Origin of the sequence: Acinetobacter sp. Ac_3412 (assembly GCF_013072675.1) — a bacterium.
Classification (GTDB): Bacteria; Pseudomonadota; Gammaproteobacteria; order Pseudomonadales; family Moraxellaceae; genus Acinetobacter; species Acinetobacter higginsii.
Genome location: NZ_LXUJ01000007.1, coordinates 726,725 through 744,578, shown reverse-complemented (window position 1 = coordinate 744,578; position 17,854 = coordinate 726,725). Strand labels below are relative to the sequence as shown.

16 protein-coding genes are annotated in these 17,854 nt (G+C 39.4%); 14 read left to right on the top strand and 2 right to left on the bottom strand.

The features are described 5' to 3' along the window. Nucleotides 1-200: 200 nt before the first annotated feature. From rimO to lpxA, 12 genes are all read left to right on the top strand, one after another. Complete coding sequence (rimO, locus tag A7P54_RS07115; protein WP_171549126.1) at nt 201-1,544, top strand: 30S ribosomal protein S12 methylthiotransferase RimO; 1,344 nt, start codon at nt 201-203, stop codon at nt 1,542-1,544. A 52-nt stretch (nt 1,545-1,596) separates the two neighbouring features. Beyond that, the gene (pyrH, locus tag A7P54_RS07110) at nt 1,597-2,325 is read left to right on the top strand and encodes a UMP kinase (RefSeq protein ID WP_004807419.1); all 729 of its coding nucleotides are present in this window, start codon (nt 1,597-1,599) and stop codon (nt 2,323-2,325) included. Between the two features lie 76 nt (nt 2,326-2,401). Continuing rightward, on the top strand, nt 2,402-2,956 hold the full coding sequence (gene frr, locus A7P54_RS07105) for a ribosome recycling factor (RefSeq protein ID WP_004807417.1): 555 nt from the start codon (nt 2,402-2,404) through the stop codon (nt 2,954-2,956). 7 nt (nt 2,957-2,963) lie between these two features. After that, complete coding sequence (gene uppS, locus A7P54_RS07100; protein ID WP_004807414.1) at nt 2,964-3,713, top strand: polyprenyl diphosphate synthase; 750 nt, start codon at nt 2,964-2,966, stop codon at nt 3,711-3,713. 2 nt (nt 3,714-3,715) lie between these two features. Continuing rightward, nucleotides 3,716-4,540 carry a CDP-archaeol synthase gene (locus tag A7P54_RS07095; protein ID WP_004807412.1) on the top strand — a complete coding sequence of 275 codons (825 nt, stop codon included), beginning with the start codon at nt 3,716-3,718 and terminating at the stop codon, nt 4,538-4,540. Further along, a complete protein-coding gene (gene ispC, locus A7P54_RS07090; RefSeq protein WP_005315764.1) occupies nt 4,541-5,737 on the top strand; it encodes a 1-deoxy-D-xylulose-5-phosphate reductoisomerase in 1,197 nt (398 codons plus the stop codon). It begins immediately after the preceding gene. Nucleotides 5,738-5,742: 5 nt separating this feature from the next. Beyond that, nucleotides 5,743-7,098 carry an RIP metalloprotease RseP gene (gene rseP / locus A7P54_RS07085; protein WP_171549125.1) on the top strand — a complete coding sequence of 452 codons (1,356 nt, stop codon included), beginning with the start codon at nt 5,743-5,745 and terminating at the stop codon, nt 7,096-7,098. A gap of 34 nt (nt 7,099-7,132) precedes the next feature. After that, nucleotides 7,133-9,643, top strand: a complete 2,511-nt coding sequence (bamA, locus tag A7P54_RS07080; protein WP_216077037.1) for an outer membrane protein assembly factor BamA — start codon at nt 7,133-7,135, stop codon at nt 9,641-9,643. 44 nt (nt 9,644-9,687) lie between these two features. Continuing rightward, entirely contained in the window at nt 9,688-10,188 is a 501-nt protein-coding gene (locus tag A7P54_RS07075; protein WP_004807405.1) for an OmpH family outer membrane protein, read from the top strand. 3 nt (nt 10,189-10,191) lie between these two features. Next, entirely contained in the window at nt 10,192-11,262 is a 1,071-nt protein-coding gene (gene lpxD / locus A7P54_RS07070) for a UDP-3-O-(3-hydroxymyristoyl)glucosamine N-acyltransferase (protein WP_005203392.1), read from the top strand. Nucleotides 11,263-11,268: 6 nt separating this feature from the next. After that, on the top strand, nt 11,269-11,754 hold the full coding sequence (gene fabZ, locus A7P54_RS07065) for a 3-hydroxyacyl-ACP dehydratase FabZ (RefSeq protein ID WP_004807401.1): 486 nt from the start codon (nt 11,269-11,271) through the stop codon (nt 11,752-11,754). Continuing rightward, nucleotides 11,751-12,539 (top strand): acyl-ACP--UDP-N-acetylglucosamine O-acyltransferase, encoded by a 789-nt coding sequence (gene lpxA, locus A7P54_RS07060; RefSeq protein WP_004807397.1) that lies wholly within the window; start codon nt 11,751-11,753, stop codon nt 12,537-12,539. Before fabZ ends, lpxA begins: the two co-directional genes overlap by 4 nt. A 49-nt stretch (nt 12,540-12,588) precedes the next feature. Here lpxA and A7P54_RS07055 read toward each other — a convergent pair whose 3' ends face one another. Next, a complete protein-coding gene (locus A7P54_RS07055) occupies nt 12,589-13,521 on the bottom strand; it encodes an AraC family transcriptional regulator (RefSeq protein ID WP_171549214.1) in 933 nt (310 codons plus the stop codon). Nucleotides 13,522-13,710: 189 nt separating this feature from the next. On the opposite strand from A7P54_RS07055, the gene A7P54_RS07050 reads away from it, so the two are divergent. After that, entirely contained in the window at nt 13,711-14,955 is a 1,245-nt protein-coding gene (locus tag A7P54_RS07050; RefSeq protein WP_171549124.1) for an alkane 1-monooxygenase, read from the top strand. Nucleotides 14,956-15,116: 161 nt separating this feature from the next. After that, nucleotides 15,117-16,469, top strand: a complete 1,353-nt coding sequence (gorA, locus tag A7P54_RS07045) for a glutathione-disulfide reductase (protein ID WP_171549123.1) — start codon at nt 15,117-15,119, stop codon at nt 16,467-16,469. A 24-nt stretch (nt 16,470-16,493) separates the two neighbouring features. Here gorA and A7P54_RS07040 read toward each other — a convergent pair whose 3' ends face one another. Continuing rightward, complete coding sequence (locus A7P54_RS07040) at nt 16,494-17,849, bottom strand: ATP-binding protein (RefSeq protein ID WP_171549122.1); 1,356 nt, start codon at nt 17,847-17,849, stop codon at nt 16,494-16,496. Between the last annotated feature and the right edge of the window lie 5 nt (nt 17,850-17,854).

The window sequence follows — 17,854 nt, the reverse complement described above, 5'->3', positions numbered from 1 at the left end:
CTGAAAGAATCGATTTATACGGTATTTTTCACATACATCTGCTTATTTCAATATTTTATTATGTTCCAAATTGGTGCGTTGTTGAATTTTGTTTAAAAATTTGGTCGTATTTTGGTGCATTACACAAAGAGATGGCTTTGCAGCTATGCGGAAGCAAAGAAAAGTCATACAATACGCCGATTCAAGTGGAGCGCAGATTCATGAAGACCCCCAAAGTCGGTTTTGTATCTTTAGGTTGTCCTAAGGCATTGGTAGATTCTGAACGAATTTTAACTCAGTTAAAGACTGAAGGTTATCAGGTTGCATCAGATTATGACGGTGCAGATTTGGTTGTTGTTAACACCTGTGGTTTTATTGAATCTGCAGTGCAAGAGTCTTTAGATGCCATTGGCGAAGCCATGAGCGAAAACGGTCGAGTGATTGTCACCGGTTGTTTAGGTAAAGACGAAGACAAAATTCGCCAAATGCACCCAAATGTGCTTAAAGTAACAGGTGCGGCAGCTTATCAAGATGTAATGGAAGCAGTGCATGAGTATGTGCCAGCTCCTCCAAAGCACAATCCATTTATTGATTTGGTTCCTGAGCAAGGTGTTCGTTTAACACCGAAGCATTATGCTTATTTAAAAATCTCGGAAGGTTGTAATCACCGTTGTACATTCTGCATTATCCCAAGCATGCGTGGCGACCTCGTGTCTCGTCCTGTAGGGAAAGTGTTGGATGAAGCAGCTGCACTTAAACGCGCTGGTGTAAAAGAAGTCCTTGTGATTTCTCAAGATACGTCTGCATATGGTGTCGATACCAAGTACAAGCTAGATTTTTGGAATGGTCAGCCAGTAAAAACCAAATTCTATGACATGTGTGAAGCGCTTGGTCAGCTTGGGATTTGGGTTCGTTTGCATTACGTTTACCCATATCCGCATGTAGATGCTGCCATTGATTTGATGGCACAAGGTAAAATTCTGCCTTATTTAGATATTCCTTTTCAGCATGCCAGTCCGCGCATCTTAAAATTGATGAAGCGACCAGCCCATAGTGAAAATACTTTAGAACGTCTTAAATTGTGGCGTGAAAAATGCCCTGAATTGGTGATTCGTTCAACTTTCGTTGTTGGTTTCCCTGGTGAAACTGAAGACGATTTCCAAATGTTGTTGGAGTGGCTCAAAGAAGCTCAGCTCGATCGCGTTGGTTGTTTTACCTATTCACCAGTTGAAGGTGCGACAGCAAATGATCTACCTGATCATGTGCCAGAAGAAATTAAACAAAATCGCTATGAGCGTTTTATGGAAGTCCAGCAAGAGATTTCTGCTGCAAAACTGCAAAAACGTATTGGTCAAACTATGACTGTATTGGTGGATGGTCTAGAAGACGAATTCCCAGTTGCTGTGGCACGCTCATATGCGGATGCACCAGAAATTGATGGCAATGTTTTTGTTGAAGATATTGATAAGAGTGTGATTAAAGCTGGCGATTTTCTAGAAGTCGAGATTACCGATGCAGATGAATATGATTTGTATGCAAAGTTAATTCAGATTAAATCTGCTTGATGTTGAATTAAATTTAAGAAAGTTTTGAGATTGGTCGGTTTGGAGTATAGGTATGTCAGCTTCTAAAAATCCACGTTATGCACGAATTTTGCTAAAGCTTTCGGGTGAAGCTTTAGCTGGTAATAAAGATATGGGTATTGATGCCCAAGTATTAGATCAAATGTCACTTTCAATCGCTCACTTGGTTGGTTTAGGTGTTCAGGTTGGTATTGTTGTTGGTGGTGGTAATTTATACCGTGGTAGCCAATTACAGAAAGACGGCTTGGTTGGTCGTGTAACTGGTGACCAGATGGGCATGTTGGCAACTGTGATGAACGGTTTGGCACTGCGCGATGCATTGGTACGCCGCAATATCAAAACACGTCTTATGTCTGCATTGTCGATTGGTACGGTGGTGGAACCATATTCAAGCCGTGATGCGATTCGTCATTTAAGCCAAAATGAAGTATGCGTATTTGTTGCTGGTACAGGTAATCCATTCTTTACTACGGATACAGCTGCTTGCTTGCGTGGTATTGAGATTGAAGCAAACTTGATCTTGAAAGCAACGAAGGTTGATGGTGTTTATAACAAAGATCCAAGTAAATACGATGATGCGGTTAAATATGATCATTTAACTTTTGATCAGGTTCTTGATGAGAAGCTCGGTGTAATGGATCTTACGGCAATTTGTTTATGCCGTGACCATAATGTGCCATTGCAAGTTTTTGATATGAATAAATCTGGTGCATTGCTTTCTGTTGTAATGGGCGAAAAAGAGGGTACTCACGTAACGAACTAATGTACGTGAGCCATAAAGCTCTTTATACTAATGTCTAAATATTTTGTAATACCTATGAATAAGTAAGGAAGATCATATGATTAACGATCTCAAACAAGATGGCGAACAGCGTATGCAGAAGTCGCTTGACTCGTTAGAGTTAGGCTTTGCTAAAGTTCGTACAGGTCGTGCGCACCCATCTATTTTAAATGGTGTGATGGTTTCTTACTATGGCTCTGATGTTCCATTGAATCAAGTGGCAAACGTTGGGCTTGAGGATTCGCGTACACTATTGGTACAACCATTTGAACGTTCGATGGTTGCTGCGATTGATAAAGCGATTCGTGAAGCAGGTTTAGGATTGAACCCAATTACTGCTGACGCAATCCGTGTACCAATGGCTGCGTTAACTGAAGAAACTCGTCGTGACATGCAAAAAGTTGCGCGTAGTGAAGCTGAAAATGCCAAAGTTGCGATTCGTAATATTCGTCGTGACGTGTTAGGTGATATCAAAGCATTGTTGAAAGAAAAAGAAATTTCTGAAGATGATGATCGCCGTGCGTCAGATGAGATTCAGAAAATGACTGATAAATATGTTGCAGAGGTTGATAAGCGTCTTGCAGCGAAAGAAGCAGAATTGATGAAGGTCTAATATTATTATGACCTTGCAAGAAGAACCGCTTCTTCCTCAACATGTTGCCATCATTATGGATGGCAACAATCGTTTTGCCAAAAAAAAGCAAATGCAAAAAGGTGATGGGCATCGTGAAGGCAAAAATGTCTTGGATCCTATTGTTGAACATTGCAAAAAAGAAGGTGTTCGTGCATTAACAGTTTTTGCATTTTCAAGCGAAAACTGGAATCGACCACAGTACGAAGTTGATTTGTTAATGAAGTTGTTAGAAGAAACAATTCATGAGCAATTACCGCGTATGGAGAGGTTCAATATCGCGCTACGCTTCATTGGAGACCGTTCTCGGTTGTCAAATGAGTTGCGTGATTTAATGCAATATGCAGAGCAGAAAACCGCAGCTTTTGATTCAATGACGCTTACCATTGCCATTAGTTATGGTGGTATGTGGGATATGGCACATGCAGCAAAAGTGATTGCGCAAGAAGTACTTGCTGGAAAACTTCAAGCAGATCAGATAAATGTTGATTTATTTGATAAATATGTCAGTCTAAATGATCTGCCTGCTGTGGATTTGTTAATTCGTACAGGTGGAGATTACCGTTTATCTAACTTCTTATTGTGGCAAGCTGCGTATGCGGAGTTGTATTTTACTGATACCTTGTGGCCAGAATTTACCATAGAAGAGTTGGATCGCGCATTTCGTGTTTTTTCAGGACGTGAAAGACGCTTTGGTAAAACCTCAGAACAGATTCAACAAGCGAAAATAGAGAATTAATAATGTTAGAGCGGATTATTACCGCATTGGTGTTAGTTGCTGTTGTTTTAAGTTGCATGTTTGCAACGCAATCACATTATCCAATGTTTGTGCTTATGATTTTAGCCGCGGGGGTTGCAGGTTATGAGTGGTTTAAGCTTATGCCTAGAACTACAACGCCTGTGTCAAAACCTAAGGCTTGGGTATATGGGGGATGTGTTGCACTAATATCAACACTGGCATTATTTTTTGATGATGTAGCACTTTTACTTTGGGCTGCATCCATTCTCACTTGGTTGGGTAGTATCTATTGGGTTAAGAATTTCCCACAATCTGATAGTTGGTACAATGTATCATTACATATTGTTGGATTTATTCTTATTTCTGCTGCAGTGACGGCCCTTTATGGTGTGTGGCATAGTTCACCGTGGTGGCTGATGTATTTGTTCCTTTTGGTATGGGGAGCGGATAGTGGTGCCTACTTTGTTGGGCGTAAATTCGGTAAGAAAAAACTTGCACCCTTTGTGAGCCCAAACAAATCTGTGGAAGGTTTGTATGGTGGTATCGCAACAACTATTATCATTATGTTGGTTGTACAGTATTTCTATCTAAATTTAAGTGTTATACAACTGATCTTATTCTTGGTCCTTTCAATTATTACCGTGTTTGCTTCGGTGTTGGGTGACTTATTTGAATCTATGATTAAGCGTCGTGCGGGAATCAAGGATTCAGGTCGTGTTCTTCCAGGGCATGGTGGTGTATTGGATCGTATCGATTCTTTGCTTGCTGCCGCACCGATTTTTGCGACAGGTATGTATATATTAAAACTTATTGGTGTAGATCTTTAAATGACTCAAGCTGTTTGTATATTGGGTGTTACGGGTTCAATTGGCCAAAGTACTTTAAAAGTATTGGAACAACACCCAGATCAATACACTGTATTTGCAGTCTCTGCATATAGTCGTTTAGATGAACTTTTAGAAATTTGTAAAAAATATCATCCGAAAATTGTTGTTGTGCCAAATGAGAAAGCATTGGAGTTGCAACAACGTTTCAATCAAGAAAATCTAAAACAGATTGAAATTTTAACTGATGAAACAGGCTTGATCACAATCGCTGAACATGCTGATGTTGATATAGTGATGGCAGCGATTGTCGGTGCTGCTGGTCTGCTGCCAACACTTGCTGCAGTAAAAGCAGGTAAGCGTGTTCTACTCGCGAATAAAGAATCATTGGTAATGTCTGGCGACATTATGATGCAGGCGGCAAAAGAGAATAATGCGCTATTATTGCCTGTAGACTCTGAGCACAATGCAATCTTCCAGTCTTTACCACATAATTATCTAAATGCAGAAAGAACGGGTCAGCCACAATTAGGTGTCTCGCAAATTTTATTGACTGCATCTGGTGGTCCTTTCCTGAATCACACCTTAGAGCAATTAAAAGACGTAACCCCGCAACAAGCATGTAAGCATCCGAACTGGTCTATGGGGCAAAAAATCTCCGTAGATTCTGCAACTTTGATGAATAAAGGCTTAGAATTGATCGAAGCTTGCCATTTGTTTTCAATATCAGAACATTTTGTTACAGTTGTTGTTCATCCACAAAGTATTATTCACTCCATGGTGCAATATGTGGATGGATCAACTTTGGCACAAATGGGTAATCCTGATATGTGCACACCGATTGCACATGCATTGGCGTGGCCAAAACGTCTGGCAACACACGTTCCTGCATTAAATTTATTTGAGACAGCTCAATTAAATTTCCAATCACCTGATCTTGTTAAATTTCCAGCATTGGATTTAGCACGTCAGGCGATGCGCGCAGGCGGTTTAGCACCAACGATTTTAAATGCCGCAAATGAAATTGCAGTTGCAGCATTTTTGCAACAAAGAATTAGATTTACTCAGATTGCTGAAGTAGTCGAAAATACTTTGCAAACTGTACAAAATGCTAAAGCAGAAAACATAGACATCATTTTACAGACTGATATGATCGCAAGACGAATTGCAGAAAAGTATATTGTGGGTATAGGAGGCTAAATCGTATGAATGCACTATTTATGATTGTTGCAGCGATTTTATTGCTTGGTCCTCTGATCGCAATTCACGAATTTGGTCATTATTGGGTCGCGCGCAAACTGGGTGTTAAGGTTCTGGTCTATTCCATTGGTTTTGGCCCAACTTTGTTGAAATGGCAATCTAAAAAATCAGGCATCCAATATCAACTTTCAGCATTACCACTCGGTGGTTATGTCAAAATGCTGGATGAGCGCGAAGGGAATGTTGCTGAACAAGATTTACCTTATGCGTTTAACCGTCAATCTCCATGGAAACGGATTGCGATTGTTGCTGCTGGCCCGTTAATTAATCTGATTTTTGCAGTATTTCTGTTTTGGATTTTATTCTTGCCAGCGCAAGAACAACTGAATACCCGTATTGGTAAAGTCATGCCGAATACGCCAGCAGCACAAGTTGATCTACATGTAGGTGATAAAGTGTTGATGGTTGATGGCCAAATAACATCGACATGGGAAAAGTTGAATTATGCTTTGGTCAACCGTGTAGGTGAAACTGGGCAGGTTTCAATCATTGTTGATCGTGCTGGAACCGAGAAGCAATTTAGTTTACCGATTAAAGAATTCTTGAAAGATCAGAGCCAATCGCCATTAGATGTGCTTGGCTTCTTACCTTATCGCCCTGTCATTCCTGCAACAGTCAAAGAACTGAGTGCGGATGGCGCGGCAGTCCGTCAAGGAATGAAGGTTGGAGATCAAATTGTTGCAATTGATAATGTTGCAATGAAAGATTGGTTTGATGTGGTTGATGTGGTTCAAAAATCACCAGAAAAGCTTTTGAATATTGATGTGCTACGTCAAGGTCAATTGGTACATCTACAAGTGATGCCTCAAGGGCAACGCGATAATATGGGTAATACGACTGGGATGCTCGGCGTGAAAAGTGATGCTGGCAAAATCACGATTCCAAATGATTACAAGCAGACCATTCAATATTCGCCTGTTGAGGCGCTTGTGGTAGCTTTTGAAAAGACAACACAGCTTTCAGGCATGATTTTCAACTCCATCATTAAAATGGTGCGAGGCTTAATTGGTTTAGATAATTTATCTGGTCCAATCACAATTGCCAAAGTTGCTGGTCAAAGTGCGGAAATGGGGTGGCAAACCTTTATTTCATTCATGGCTTTGATGAGTGTAAGTTTGGGGATTCTAAACTTATTGCCGATTCCTATGTTGGATGGTGGTCATTTAGTTTATTACTTTATCGAAGCAATTCGTGGTAAACCTGTTTCTGAACAAATACAGATGTTTGGTCTAAAAGTTGGTATGGTACTGCTCGGTAGCATGATGCTTTTGGCTTTATTTAACGACTTCATGCGTTTATAACAACGCAAATGGAATTTAACTTACTGGAAAATATATGGGCATGCGTCACACACATTTATTAATGCCTTTGGCACTGGTTAGTGCGATGGCAGTGGTACAACAAGCATACGCAGCAGATGAGTTTCTTGCACGAGATATACGAATTGATGGCTTAGTGCGTTTAACACCTGCAAGTATCTATTCTATGTTACCAATAAATAGTGGCGATAGAGTAAGTGATCCAATGATTGCTGAGTCAATCCGCACTTTATATGCCTCAGGTTTATTTGACGATATTAAAACTTATAAAGAAAATGATGTTTTAGTTTTCAAAGTTGTTGAACGTCCAGTTATTTCTAAATTGGAATTTAAAGGCAATAAACTTATTCCGAAAGAAGCCTTAGAACAAGGCTTAAAGAAGATGGGTATTGCTGAAGGTGAAGTGTTTAAGAAGTCTGCATTGCAGACCATTGAAACTGAACTGGAACAACAATATACCCAGCAAGGTCGTTATGATGCGGATGTAACCGTTGAAACAGTCGCACGTCCAAATAACCGTGTTGAATTAAAGCTTAACTTTAATGAAGGTACGGCAGCTAAAGTATTTGATATCAATATTATTGGTAATACAGTCTTTAGTGATAGTGATATCAAGCAGGCTTTTGCAGTCAAAGAAAGTGGTTGGGCATCAATTGTTACGCGTAACGACCGTTATGCACGTGAGAAAATGGCGGCTAGTTTAGAAGCTTTACGTGCACTCTATTTAAACAAAGGTTATATCAACTTTAATATCATCAATTCGCAATTGAATATTAGTGAAGATAAAAAGCACATCTTCATTGAAGTTTCAGTAGATGAAGGTAGTCAGTTTAAATTTGGTGAAACGAAATTCTTAGGTGATGCACTTTATAAACCGGAAGAGTTACAAGCACTAAAATTATATAAAGATGGCGAAACATATTCACAAGAAAGAGTAAATGCGGTTAAACAGCTGTTATTGCGTAAATATGGTAATGCTGGCTATTACTATGCTGAAGTGAATGTTGTACCTGATATTAATAACCAAACTGGTATTGTTGGTTTAAATTACTACATCAATCCTGGTCAACAAGTAACAGTACGTCGTATTAACTTCACAGGTAACAGTAAAACTGCGGATGAAGTATTGCGTCGTGAAATGCGCCAAATGGAAGGTGCATTGGCAAGTAATGAGAAAATTGACTTATCTAAAGTGCGTTTAGAGCGTACAGGTTTCTTTAAAACTGTTGATGTTAAACCTGTCCGTGTTCCAAACTCTACAGACGAAGTTGACTTAAATGTCAATGTTGAAGAACAACATTCTGGTACGACTACGCTTGCAGTAGGTTACTCTCAGAATGGTGGTGTAACTTTCCAAGCGGGTTTAAGTCAAACCAACTTTATGGGTACAGGTAATCGTGTTGCGGTCGATTTGTCACGTTCTGAAACACAAGATTACTATAACTTAAGCGTAACTGACCCGTATTTCACCATTGATGGTGTCAGCCGTGGTTATAACGTTTATTACCGTAAAACCAAGCTGAATAAAGACTATAACGTTAACAACTACGTCACCGATAGTATTGGTGGTAGTGTAAGTTTCGGTTATCCAATCGATGAAAACCAAAGCTTAAGTGCCTCTTTAGGTGTTGATCAAACCAAAGTACGTACTGGTCCGAGCGTTTCGACTTATATCCGTGATTACTTATTAGCGAATGGTGGTAAAGCGACTGGTAGTTCAAGCTACTGTCCTTTAGATGAGAATGGTAATTCACAAATTGACGAGACGACTTTGCAGTGTAAGGTTCCTTTAACAACTTACGATAATGCATTTGAAGGTACTTTCTTAACCTATAACTTGAACTTGGGTTGGTCATATAACACATTAAACCGACCAATTTTCCCAACTTCAGGTATGTCACATCGTGTCGGTTTAGAAATTGGCTTGCCAGGTAGCGATGTTGATTATCAAAAAGTAACATATGATGCGCAAGCGTTTAAATCACTTTGGGGTGGTTTTGTCCTTCGTGGTTACGGTAAGTTAGGCTATGGTAATGATCTACCATTCTATAAGAACTTCTATGCGGGTGGTTACGGTTCTGTTCGTGGTTATGACAATAGCTCTCTAGGCCCAAGATATCCAAGTGTAATTTTCCAGAAAACTGATCAAACTGACCTTGACCCAGAAGAGGTTGGTGGTAATGCACTCGTCCAATTCGGTACAGAACTTGCGATTCCTTTACCATTTAAAGGGGATTGGACACGTCAAGTACGTCCAGTATTGTTTGCCGAGGGTGCTCAAGTTTTCGATACGAAATGTGATGTTCCAACTGGCACGATGAAAATGAATAATAGCAATATTGATATTAAGCAGTATTGTAAAGACAACTACAATTTTGATTTTGGTAATATGCGTTATAGCGTCGGTGTTGGTTTCACATGGATTACCATGATTGGTCCATTATCATTGAGCTATGCATTCCCGCTGAATGATAAAAAAGGCGATGATACTAAATCAATCCAATTCGAAATCGGTCGTACCTTCTAAGGTCGACCTTATTTAGCGCTGTAATATATATAAAGGATGTCATAATGAAAACATTAACAATGCTCATGTTAGGTTTGGGATTCACGGTTTCTGCGTCTGTAAATGCTGCAGGACTTGGTGTGGTTGATTTAGCGAAAGTTGTTGAAAGCAGTACTTATCTAAAACAACAAAATGCGAGCCTCACCCAGTCAGTTAAACCAACTTCGACTCGATTGGAGCAATTGGGTAAAGAATTAGAATCTTTGCAGCAAAAAGCACAGACTGATGGTCAAAAAATGAATCAGGCTGATATTCAGAAACTTACTGCTCAATATCAGGCAAAGTTAAGTGAATTTAATTCGACTCAACAGGGCTTACAGACTAAAGTTCAGTCAAGCTTACAGGCGATGAACACAACTTTTGAGTCACGTGTGAAGCAAGCTGCTGAACAATTGCGTAAAGAAAGTAATTTAGACTTTATTTTAAATAAAAATTCTACGATTGCCTCTGACGCACAGTATGATTTAACTGATAAAATGATCCAAAAGGTCAATGCTATTAAATAATCAATGAATAGACGTACTTATCGTTTAGAAGAAGTTGCTCACCTTGTCAAAGGTGAGCATTTTGGTGAGAAGAATTTCCAAATTTCTAATTTGGCAAGTTTAGAACACGCAGAAAAACAGCATATTTGCTTTGTAAATGGTGAAAAATATTTGGCGGCAGCTGAAGCAAGTCACGCTGGTGTATATATTGTTACCGCAGCACTTAAACAGCAGCTTGTAAACAAACAAAATTTTATTGTTGTTGATAATCCTTATTTGGCATTTGCCACACTTACACATTTATTTGAAAAAAAGATAACACAATGCGGTATCGAGAGTACTGCTCGAATTCATCCATCTGCAATTATCGCTGATGATGCCTATATAGGGCACTATGTTGTGATCGGTGAAAACTGTGTCGTGGGTAATAATACCATTATTCAAGCTCACGCTTTTCTTGATGATGAAGTCGAAGTTGGTAAAGATTGCTTTATTGATGCGCATGTTACCATAACAGGTGCTGCAAAATTAAAAGACCGTGTTCGTATTCATGCCAATACGGTCATCGGCACTGAAGGTTTTGGTTTTGCTCCTTATCAAGGGAAGTGGCATCGTATCGCTCAACTTGGTTCAGTGCGTATTGGAAATGATGTTCGTATTGGTTCAAATTGTAGTATTGATCGTGGTGCACTCGATGACACAATTTTAGAAGATGGTGTCATTATTGATAACCTTGTGCAAATTGCTCACAATGTTCAAATTGGAGAGAATACTGCCATTGCGGCCAATTGCGGAATTGCAGGAAGCGCGAAAATTGGCAAAAACTGTATCATGGGCGGTGCTTCAGGTGTGGTTGGACACCTTGAAATTACAGATAACGTGACACTTACAGCAATGTCAATGGTCACAAAAAATATTTCTGAAGCTGGAACATATTCTTCTGGCATGGGACTTTTTGAAAATAGTCACTGGAAAAAGACGATTGTGCGCTTAAGACAATTAGCAGATGTGCCATTGACCCAAATCGCCAAAAGGCTTGATCATATGCAAGCTCAATTAGAGTCCCTTGAATCAACCCTTAAGTTACGTAAATAATTTATTATGACTGAGTCTACATTACCAGCATTCACAATGCCTGAATTACCTATGGATATTCTTACCATTCGTGAATATTTACCGCATCGTTATCCTTTTTTACTTGTTGATCGTGTTACTGAAGTAACTGAGAATAGCATTGTCGGTTATAAAAACGTCTCGATTAACGAAGAGTTTTTGCAAGGGCATTTCCCAACTTACCCAATTATGCCAGGTGTGCTGATTATTGAAGCCTTGGCACAAGTCTCTGGTATATTAGGTTTTGTACTTACAAATCAAAAGCCGAAAGCAGGTTCATTGTTCCTGTTTGCGGGTGCTGAAAAAATCAGGTTTAAAAAACAAGTTGTTGCAGGTGACCAGCTTATCTTAAAATCTGAACTTGTGATGCAAAAACGCGGTATTTACAAGTACAATTGTACCGCTAGTGTCGATGGTAAGGTTGCCGCGACAGCAGAGATTATTATTTCCCACCAGAAAATAGAGCAGACATGAGTAGTCAAAATTTAATACATCCTACAGCAATTATTGACCCGTCTGCAGAAATCGCTTCTGATGTACAAATTGGTCCATATTGTATTGTAGGTCCAAATGTAAGTATTGACTCTGGTACAAAATTACATTCACATGTTGTTATTGGTGGTTTTACCAGAATTGGTAAAAATAACGATATTTTCCAATTCTCAAGCATTGGGGAAATTTGCCAAGATCTGAAATATCAAGGCGAAGAAACATGGTTAGAGATAGGTGATCATAATTCGATTCGTGAACATTGTACTTTGCATAGAGGTACAGTTCAGGATCATAGTTTGACCAAGATTGGTAGCCATAACCTATTAATGGTGAATACACATATTGCGCATGACTGTGTCATTGGTAATCATAATATTTTTGCCAATAATGTGGGTATTGCTGGGCATGTTCATGTTGGTGATCATGTGATTGTCGGCGGTAATGCGGGCATTCATCAATTCTGTAAGATTGACTCTTATAGCATGATCGGCGGAGCTGCTTTAATTCTTAAAGATGTACCTGCTTATATCATGGCTTCTGGTAATCCTGCACGTGCCTTTGGTATGAATATCGAAGGGATGCGTCGTAAGGGCTGGTCTAGAGATACCATTCAAGGTTTAAGAGAGGCCTATAAGCTGATCTATAAATCAGGTTTAACGACAGAGCAGGCAATTGAAAAGATTCGTAATGAAATTCTAGTTAAAACGCCTGAAGCACAGTTGTTTATTGATTCGTTAGAGCAATCAACACGCGGTATTGTGCGTTAATCACTGAGCAGAAAAGAAAAAAGACACCTCGGTGTCTTTTTTTATAACTTTAACTTTCTTGCTCAACAAACTGCTGACGATATTGCTTTGGAGAGTGTTCAAAGGTTCGCTTGAATGCCTGACTAAACGCTGTTTCTGAAGAATAGCCAACTTTATTAGCAATTTGTTGGACTGAAAAATTACTTTTACGCAGATATTGGCTTGCTAAGCGCATGCGATGTTGTTGTAAATAAGCGAGGGGCGATTCGCCAATCACTTCGTGAAATAGACTGGCAAATTTCGAGCGTGACATGCAGCATTGTTCTGCCAATGATTCAACGGTCCAAGCATCTTCAGGATGATTGTGAATTGCAGCTAAGCTATTGCTCAGTTCAGGATGATTTAAAGCACTGAGCCAACCATGTTGACTTGAGATTTGTTGAATATGATCTCGAATACATTTGATTAATAAAATATTGACCAAATGATCGATGATGATATCGCGGCCAGCTTGGATGTTCTGCGTCTCTAAGGCCAGAAAGTGTAAGCCGATTTGCAGCCATTCAGGTGCATTGGTATCTCCATGTTGGAGGTGGATGATTGAAGGTAGAGCCTGAATAAACGGACGAGCCATAATGGTATCAATCTGGCAACGCACGGTTAGAATGAGGTTTTTCTCAGATGACTGAGTACCGAATTCGATGGCTTCTTCTTTATGACCATCGAACAACTTTGATATATCAACGGCATCAACTAGTTTAGTAATCGTATTATCTGCACCTGTATGTGCTTTTCCTGATGGAATAACCACAATTTCACCTGCATTCGCAGTTAAACTATTTTGTGGGTCAATTTGAATAAAGACAGAACCAACTAAAACAATATGAACAATTAAGGCGGTTTGATCTTGGCAGATAAAACTCCATTCTCCTTGAGTTTTCAAGTAGATATATTCAGAGTGATTTAAATGAATATCAGCAAATATTTTACTTAAAGCATCCATATGATTTTTTAACGATGTATTCATTTAAATTATAGAGAGCTGTGCCAATAACTCAATATGTGTTTATAGGACAAAAACAGGGTGGATGATGCCAAAGACTTTGACATAGGTTTTTTGGACGCTTGCAACTGTCATGAATTTCATAATTCCTCAAAATATACTTATATATACAAAGACATGGATTCGATGATGAATGCGCCAGTAAATGTTAAGCAAGAACTTACGCCAGTAAGCATTCCAAAGTCAAAAACTCAGTTGGATCGTAAACGTTATTTATGGGCAATTAGCCCGGCTTTACCTGCAATCGGAATTGGTATTTTAGCAGGTTATCAATTTGCACCACGCCCATTGAAGAAAATTTTTGCTTTAGGTGGACCAATCGTTTTACATATCATCATTCCAACGATTGATACGATTATTGGTAAAGATGCCAATAATCCAACAGATGAAGATATTAAACTGCTTGAAAAAGACCCTTATTATTCTCGATTGGTTAAAAGCTTTATTCCCCTACAATATGCAGCCAATGTGTATGCGTGTTATTTAACCAGTCGTAAAGAAACATCATTCATTGATAAGATTTTTCTTGGTATTTCAATGGGTGCCATCAACGGGATTGCGATCAATACCGCACATGAATTGAGTCATAAACATGATCGTATTGACCACATTCTGTCGCATTTAGCACTTGTACCAACAGGTTATAACCATTTCCGAATTGAACATCCTTATGGCCACCATAAACGTGCTGCTACACCTGAAGATCCAGCATCTTCACAAATGGGTGAAACATTCTATGAGTTCTGGCCACGTACCGTGATTGGTTCGTTTAAATCTGCAGTAGAGATTGAAACCAATCGTCTAAAACGTAAAGGTAAAGAATTCTGGTCAACTGAAAATGAATTGTTGCAAGGTTGGGGCATGAGTGCGGCTTTCCATGGTTCAATGGTCGGTTTGTTTGGGAAAGGCGTTATTCCATATTTAGCGACTCAAGCATTCTATGGCATTAGCTTGTTTGAGATTATTAACTATATCGAGCACTATGGTTTAAAACGTCAAAAAGACAAGAATGGTAAGTATGAGCGTACCATGCCAGAACATAGCTGGAACAATAATAATATTGTGACTAATTTATTCTTGTATCAATTGCAACGTCACTCAGATCATCATGCTTATCCGACGCGTCCATTCCAAGCTTTACGTCATTTTGATGAAGCACCTGAATTGCCAAGTGGTTATGCAAGTATGTTATTGCCAGCTTTGATTCCACCACTATGGTCAAAAATGATGGATAAACGTGTGTTTGATCACTACAAAGGTGATTTAAATAAAGCCAATATTTTCCCAAAACGTCGTGCAAAACTGTTTAAGAAATTTGGTGTTGTTGATCAGTCGCTGACTGAAGTTTCTAGCGAGACAGCAACTACAGCATAATCCAAACTGCTTTCCCAAAGCAGGGCACTGATGAGTCATCATCAGTGCCTTTTTATTTTCTTGTATAAAAAATTTAAAAAACAACGGCTTTTATACTTTGTTGCTGTATATCTATACGTTAGAACAAACAAGAATCTTGCAATTGATTTTATGAGGCGATGATGACAAAACATTATGATTATATTGCGATTGGTGGCGGTAGTGGCGGGATTGCATCAGTCAATCGTGCTGCGATGTATGGAAAAAAATGTGCTTTGATTGAAAAATCTGAAATAGGCGGGACTTGCGTTAATGTTGGTTGTGTTCCTAAAAAAGTGATGTGGTATGCCGCACATGTTGCTGAATCGATTCAAAAATATGGTCCTGATTATGGTTTCAATACTAAAGTCGAAGCATTTGATTGGCAGATCTTAATCAAGAATCGGCAGGCTTATATTGATCGCATTCATCAATCCTATCAAAATAGCCTAAGTAAAAATAATGTTGATCTTATTCAGGGTGCGGCTTATTTTATTGATAAACATACCATTGAGGTTAATGGCGATCGCTTCACAGCGGATCATATCCTGATTGCAACAGGGACACAGCCCTCGCTACCTAAGATAGATGGGGTGGAATATGGCATAGATTCGAATGGCTTCTTTGAATTAAGTGCTTTACCAAAAACTACCGCTGTGATTGGTTCGGGCTATATTGCAGTTGAATTGGCTGGTGTGTTGAATGCTTTAGGTTCTCAGGTTGGATTGTTCATTCGTAAGGATTTGCCTGTAAGACGTTTTGATTCTTTCTTAAGTGAAGCCTTGGTTGAGGTCATGCAAACCGATGGTATTACTGTACATACCCAAGCCGTACCGCAAAAAGTCACAAAAAATGCGGATGGTTCAGTGGTACTCCATTTGGAGAATGGTGAACGCCACACGGTTGATTGTCTGATTTGGGCAACGGGCCGTGAACCAAATACTGGGAGTTTGAATCTGGAGAAAGCTAATGTCCAACTAGATGAACGGGGCTATATTCAGGTCGATAAATTCCAGAATACCTCACAACGGGGGATTTATGCCGTTGGCGATATTATTGGGAAAATGGAGCTTACACCAGTTGCTGTAGCTGCTGGACGCAGACTCTCTGAAAGGCTTTTTAATCATAAATCTGATGAGCATTTAGATTACGACAATATTCCAACTGTGGTGTTTAGCCATCCTCCAATCGGAACGGTGGGGATTACAGAGCAAGAAGCCATTGAAAAATATGGTCAAAAAGAGGTTAAGGTCTATAACTCATCCTTTACTGCCATGTACAGTGCCATTACTCAACATCGCCAACCGACCAAAATGAAATTGGTTTGTGTTGGCGAGAATGAAAAAATTGTTGGGATTCATGGGATTGGTTTTGGGATGGATGAAATTTTGCAAGGTTTTGCTGTTGCCTTGAAAATGGGAGCAACCAAGCAAGACTTTGATAATACGGTTGCAATTCATCCAACTTCTGCGGAAGAGTTTGTGACCATGCGATAGGGTCTGATCACGATCTTATCGGTTCTATCCTTGAACAGATGAAATAAGCACTTTAAGACCACTTGGGAGATGATGGCTAAAGCGAATGCGATAGCCATATTTCTCAAGTAATTGACTAACCAAGGTTAAACCGAGTCCGTGTCCATCATTCTGTGCGGATTTACGCCAGAATCTTTGGGTCAGCAGATTTAACTCCGCATCGCTTAATCCCTTGCCATGATCGCTCACAATTAAATCGTGCTGTTCCATGTAAATGTGTATGGAGGGCTGCGCATGTAGGTATGCATTCTCAATCAAGTTTTTCAGAACAATACTGAGCGTAGCTTCGGGTAGTGCCATAGCCGATAGACTAGTCCAATCAACGTCTAATTGTTGTGATAGATCCGTATATTTTTTTTCAAGCTCAGTGATGACGTGTTTTAAACAAAGACCAACATCTGTTTGGTCTGATAATGATGACAATTGAATCTCAGTTTTACTGAGTAACAGAAGCTGTTCAAGTAGTTGCTGGTAACGCTGAATGCTTATTTCTGCTTTTTCTAGATTATTGAGTAACTTTTCGGATTCTATTTGCGGCTGTGCCAACATCAGTTTACTTAATTGCACATGGGTTTTAATTGCAGTTAGTGGGCTACGCAGTTCATGTGCTGCAAACGCACTAAAGCTCTTTTCATTTTCTAAACTTTGGTGCAGGTTTTGCACAAGTTCGACTAGGCTATCAACAAATGGCTGGATTTCTTGAGGAATATTTTGAGCTTTTAGCTCAAGCAGCTCTGTTGTCGCAGTGGAAAAATGCTGCTTCCTTTGTTTGACTCGCTGTGCAATTTGATCAAGGGGTTGAAATTCAACACGAACTATCCATAGAATTAATAAGATACATAAAATTAAGGTCAGAATTAAAGGAATCAGTACCGACTGTAAAATCTGTTTAAGTAAGGAATAGCGAAGCTGTAATTTCTCGGCAGTAACAACTTGTATATGTCCTTTTTGCAATACATAACTGCGCCACTCCATATTATTTTCTTGCCATGTACTAAAACCAACATGTCGTGTTGAAAGTTTGGGTGAGCCTTGGGTTCTGACAATCACTTGTGGCTCAGTTCCAGAACCAGAATTCAAAAAGGAAACTTCACAAACCAGTAGATTTTGACTGTCATGCTTTTGTTGTGCCGAGTTTAATGTGTCGATAATTTCATTCACAGGAAGTTGCTGAATCAAATGAGCAACCATTTGAGCGGATGCGGAAAGGCGTTGATCTAAGGTAGATTGTAAGCGTTTTTCTAAATCGACATAGAGCCAGTAAAAGACCAATGACCAAAGTAAGATAAACACAATGGAAATTGAGGTCACCAAGCGCCATTTTAAACTATAACTTTTCATCTCTT

Bases quoted from the DNA above. Each gene is read 5' to 3' on its own strand.
- uppS (WP_004807414.1), top strand. From the start codon at position 2,964: ATGACCTTGCAAGAAGAACCGCTTCTTCCTCAACATGTTGCCATCATT.
- A7P54_RS07050 (WP_171549124.1), top strand. From the start codon at position 13,711: ATGAATGCGCCAGTAAATGTTAAGCAAGAACTTACGCCAGTAAGCATT.
- A7P54_RS07040 (WP_171549122.1), bottom strand. From the start codon at position 17,849: ATGAAAAGTTATAGTTTAAAATGGCGCTTGGTGACCTCAATTTCCATT.
- fabZ (WP_004807401.1), top strand. From the start codon at position 11,269: ATGACTGAGTCTACATTACCAGCATTCACAATGCCTGAATTACCTATG.
- rimO (WP_171549126.1), top strand. From the start codon at position 201: ATGAAGACCCCCAAAGTCGGTTTTGTATCTTTAGGTTGTCCTAAGGCA.
- lpxA (WP_004807397.1), top strand. From the start codon at position 11,751: ATGAGTAGTCAAAATTTAATACATCCTACAGCAATTATTGACCCGTCT.
- pyrH (WP_004807419.1), top strand. From the start codon at position 1,597: ATGTCAGCTTCTAAAAATCCACGTTATGCACGAATTTTGCTAAAGCTT.
- bamA (WP_216077037.1), top strand. From the start codon at position 7,133: ATGGGCATGCGTCACACACATTTATTAATGCCTTTGGCACTGGTTAGT.
- A7P54_RS07075 (WP_004807405.1), top strand. From the start codon at position 9,688: ATGAAAACATTAACAATGCTCATGTTAGGTTTGGGATTCACGGTTTCT.
- gorA (WP_171549123.1), top strand. From the start codon at position 15,117: ATGACAAAACATTATGATTATATTGCGATTGGTGGCGGTAGTGGCGGG.
- ispC (WP_005315764.1), top strand. From the start codon at position 4,541: ATGACTCAAGCTGTTTGTATATTGGGTGTTACGGGTTCAATTGGCCAA.
- rseP (WP_171549125.1), top strand. From the start codon at position 5,743: ATGAATGCACTATTTATGATTGTTGCAGCGATTTTATTGCTTGGTCCT.
- A7P54_RS07095 (WP_004807412.1), top strand. From the start codon at position 3,716: ATGTTAGAGCGGATTATTACCGCATTGGTGTTAGTTGCTGTTGTTTTA.
- A7P54_RS07055 (WP_171549214.1), bottom strand. From the start codon at position 13,521: ATGGATGCTTTAAGTAAAATATTTGCTGATATTCATTTAAATCACTCT.
- lpxD (WP_005203392.1), top strand. From the start codon at position 10,192: ATGAATAGACGTACTTATCGTTTAGAAGAAGTTGCTCACCTTGTCAAA.
- frr (WP_004807417.1), top strand. From the start codon at position 2,402: ATGATTAACGATCTCAAACAAGATGGCGAACAGCGTATGCAGAAGTCG.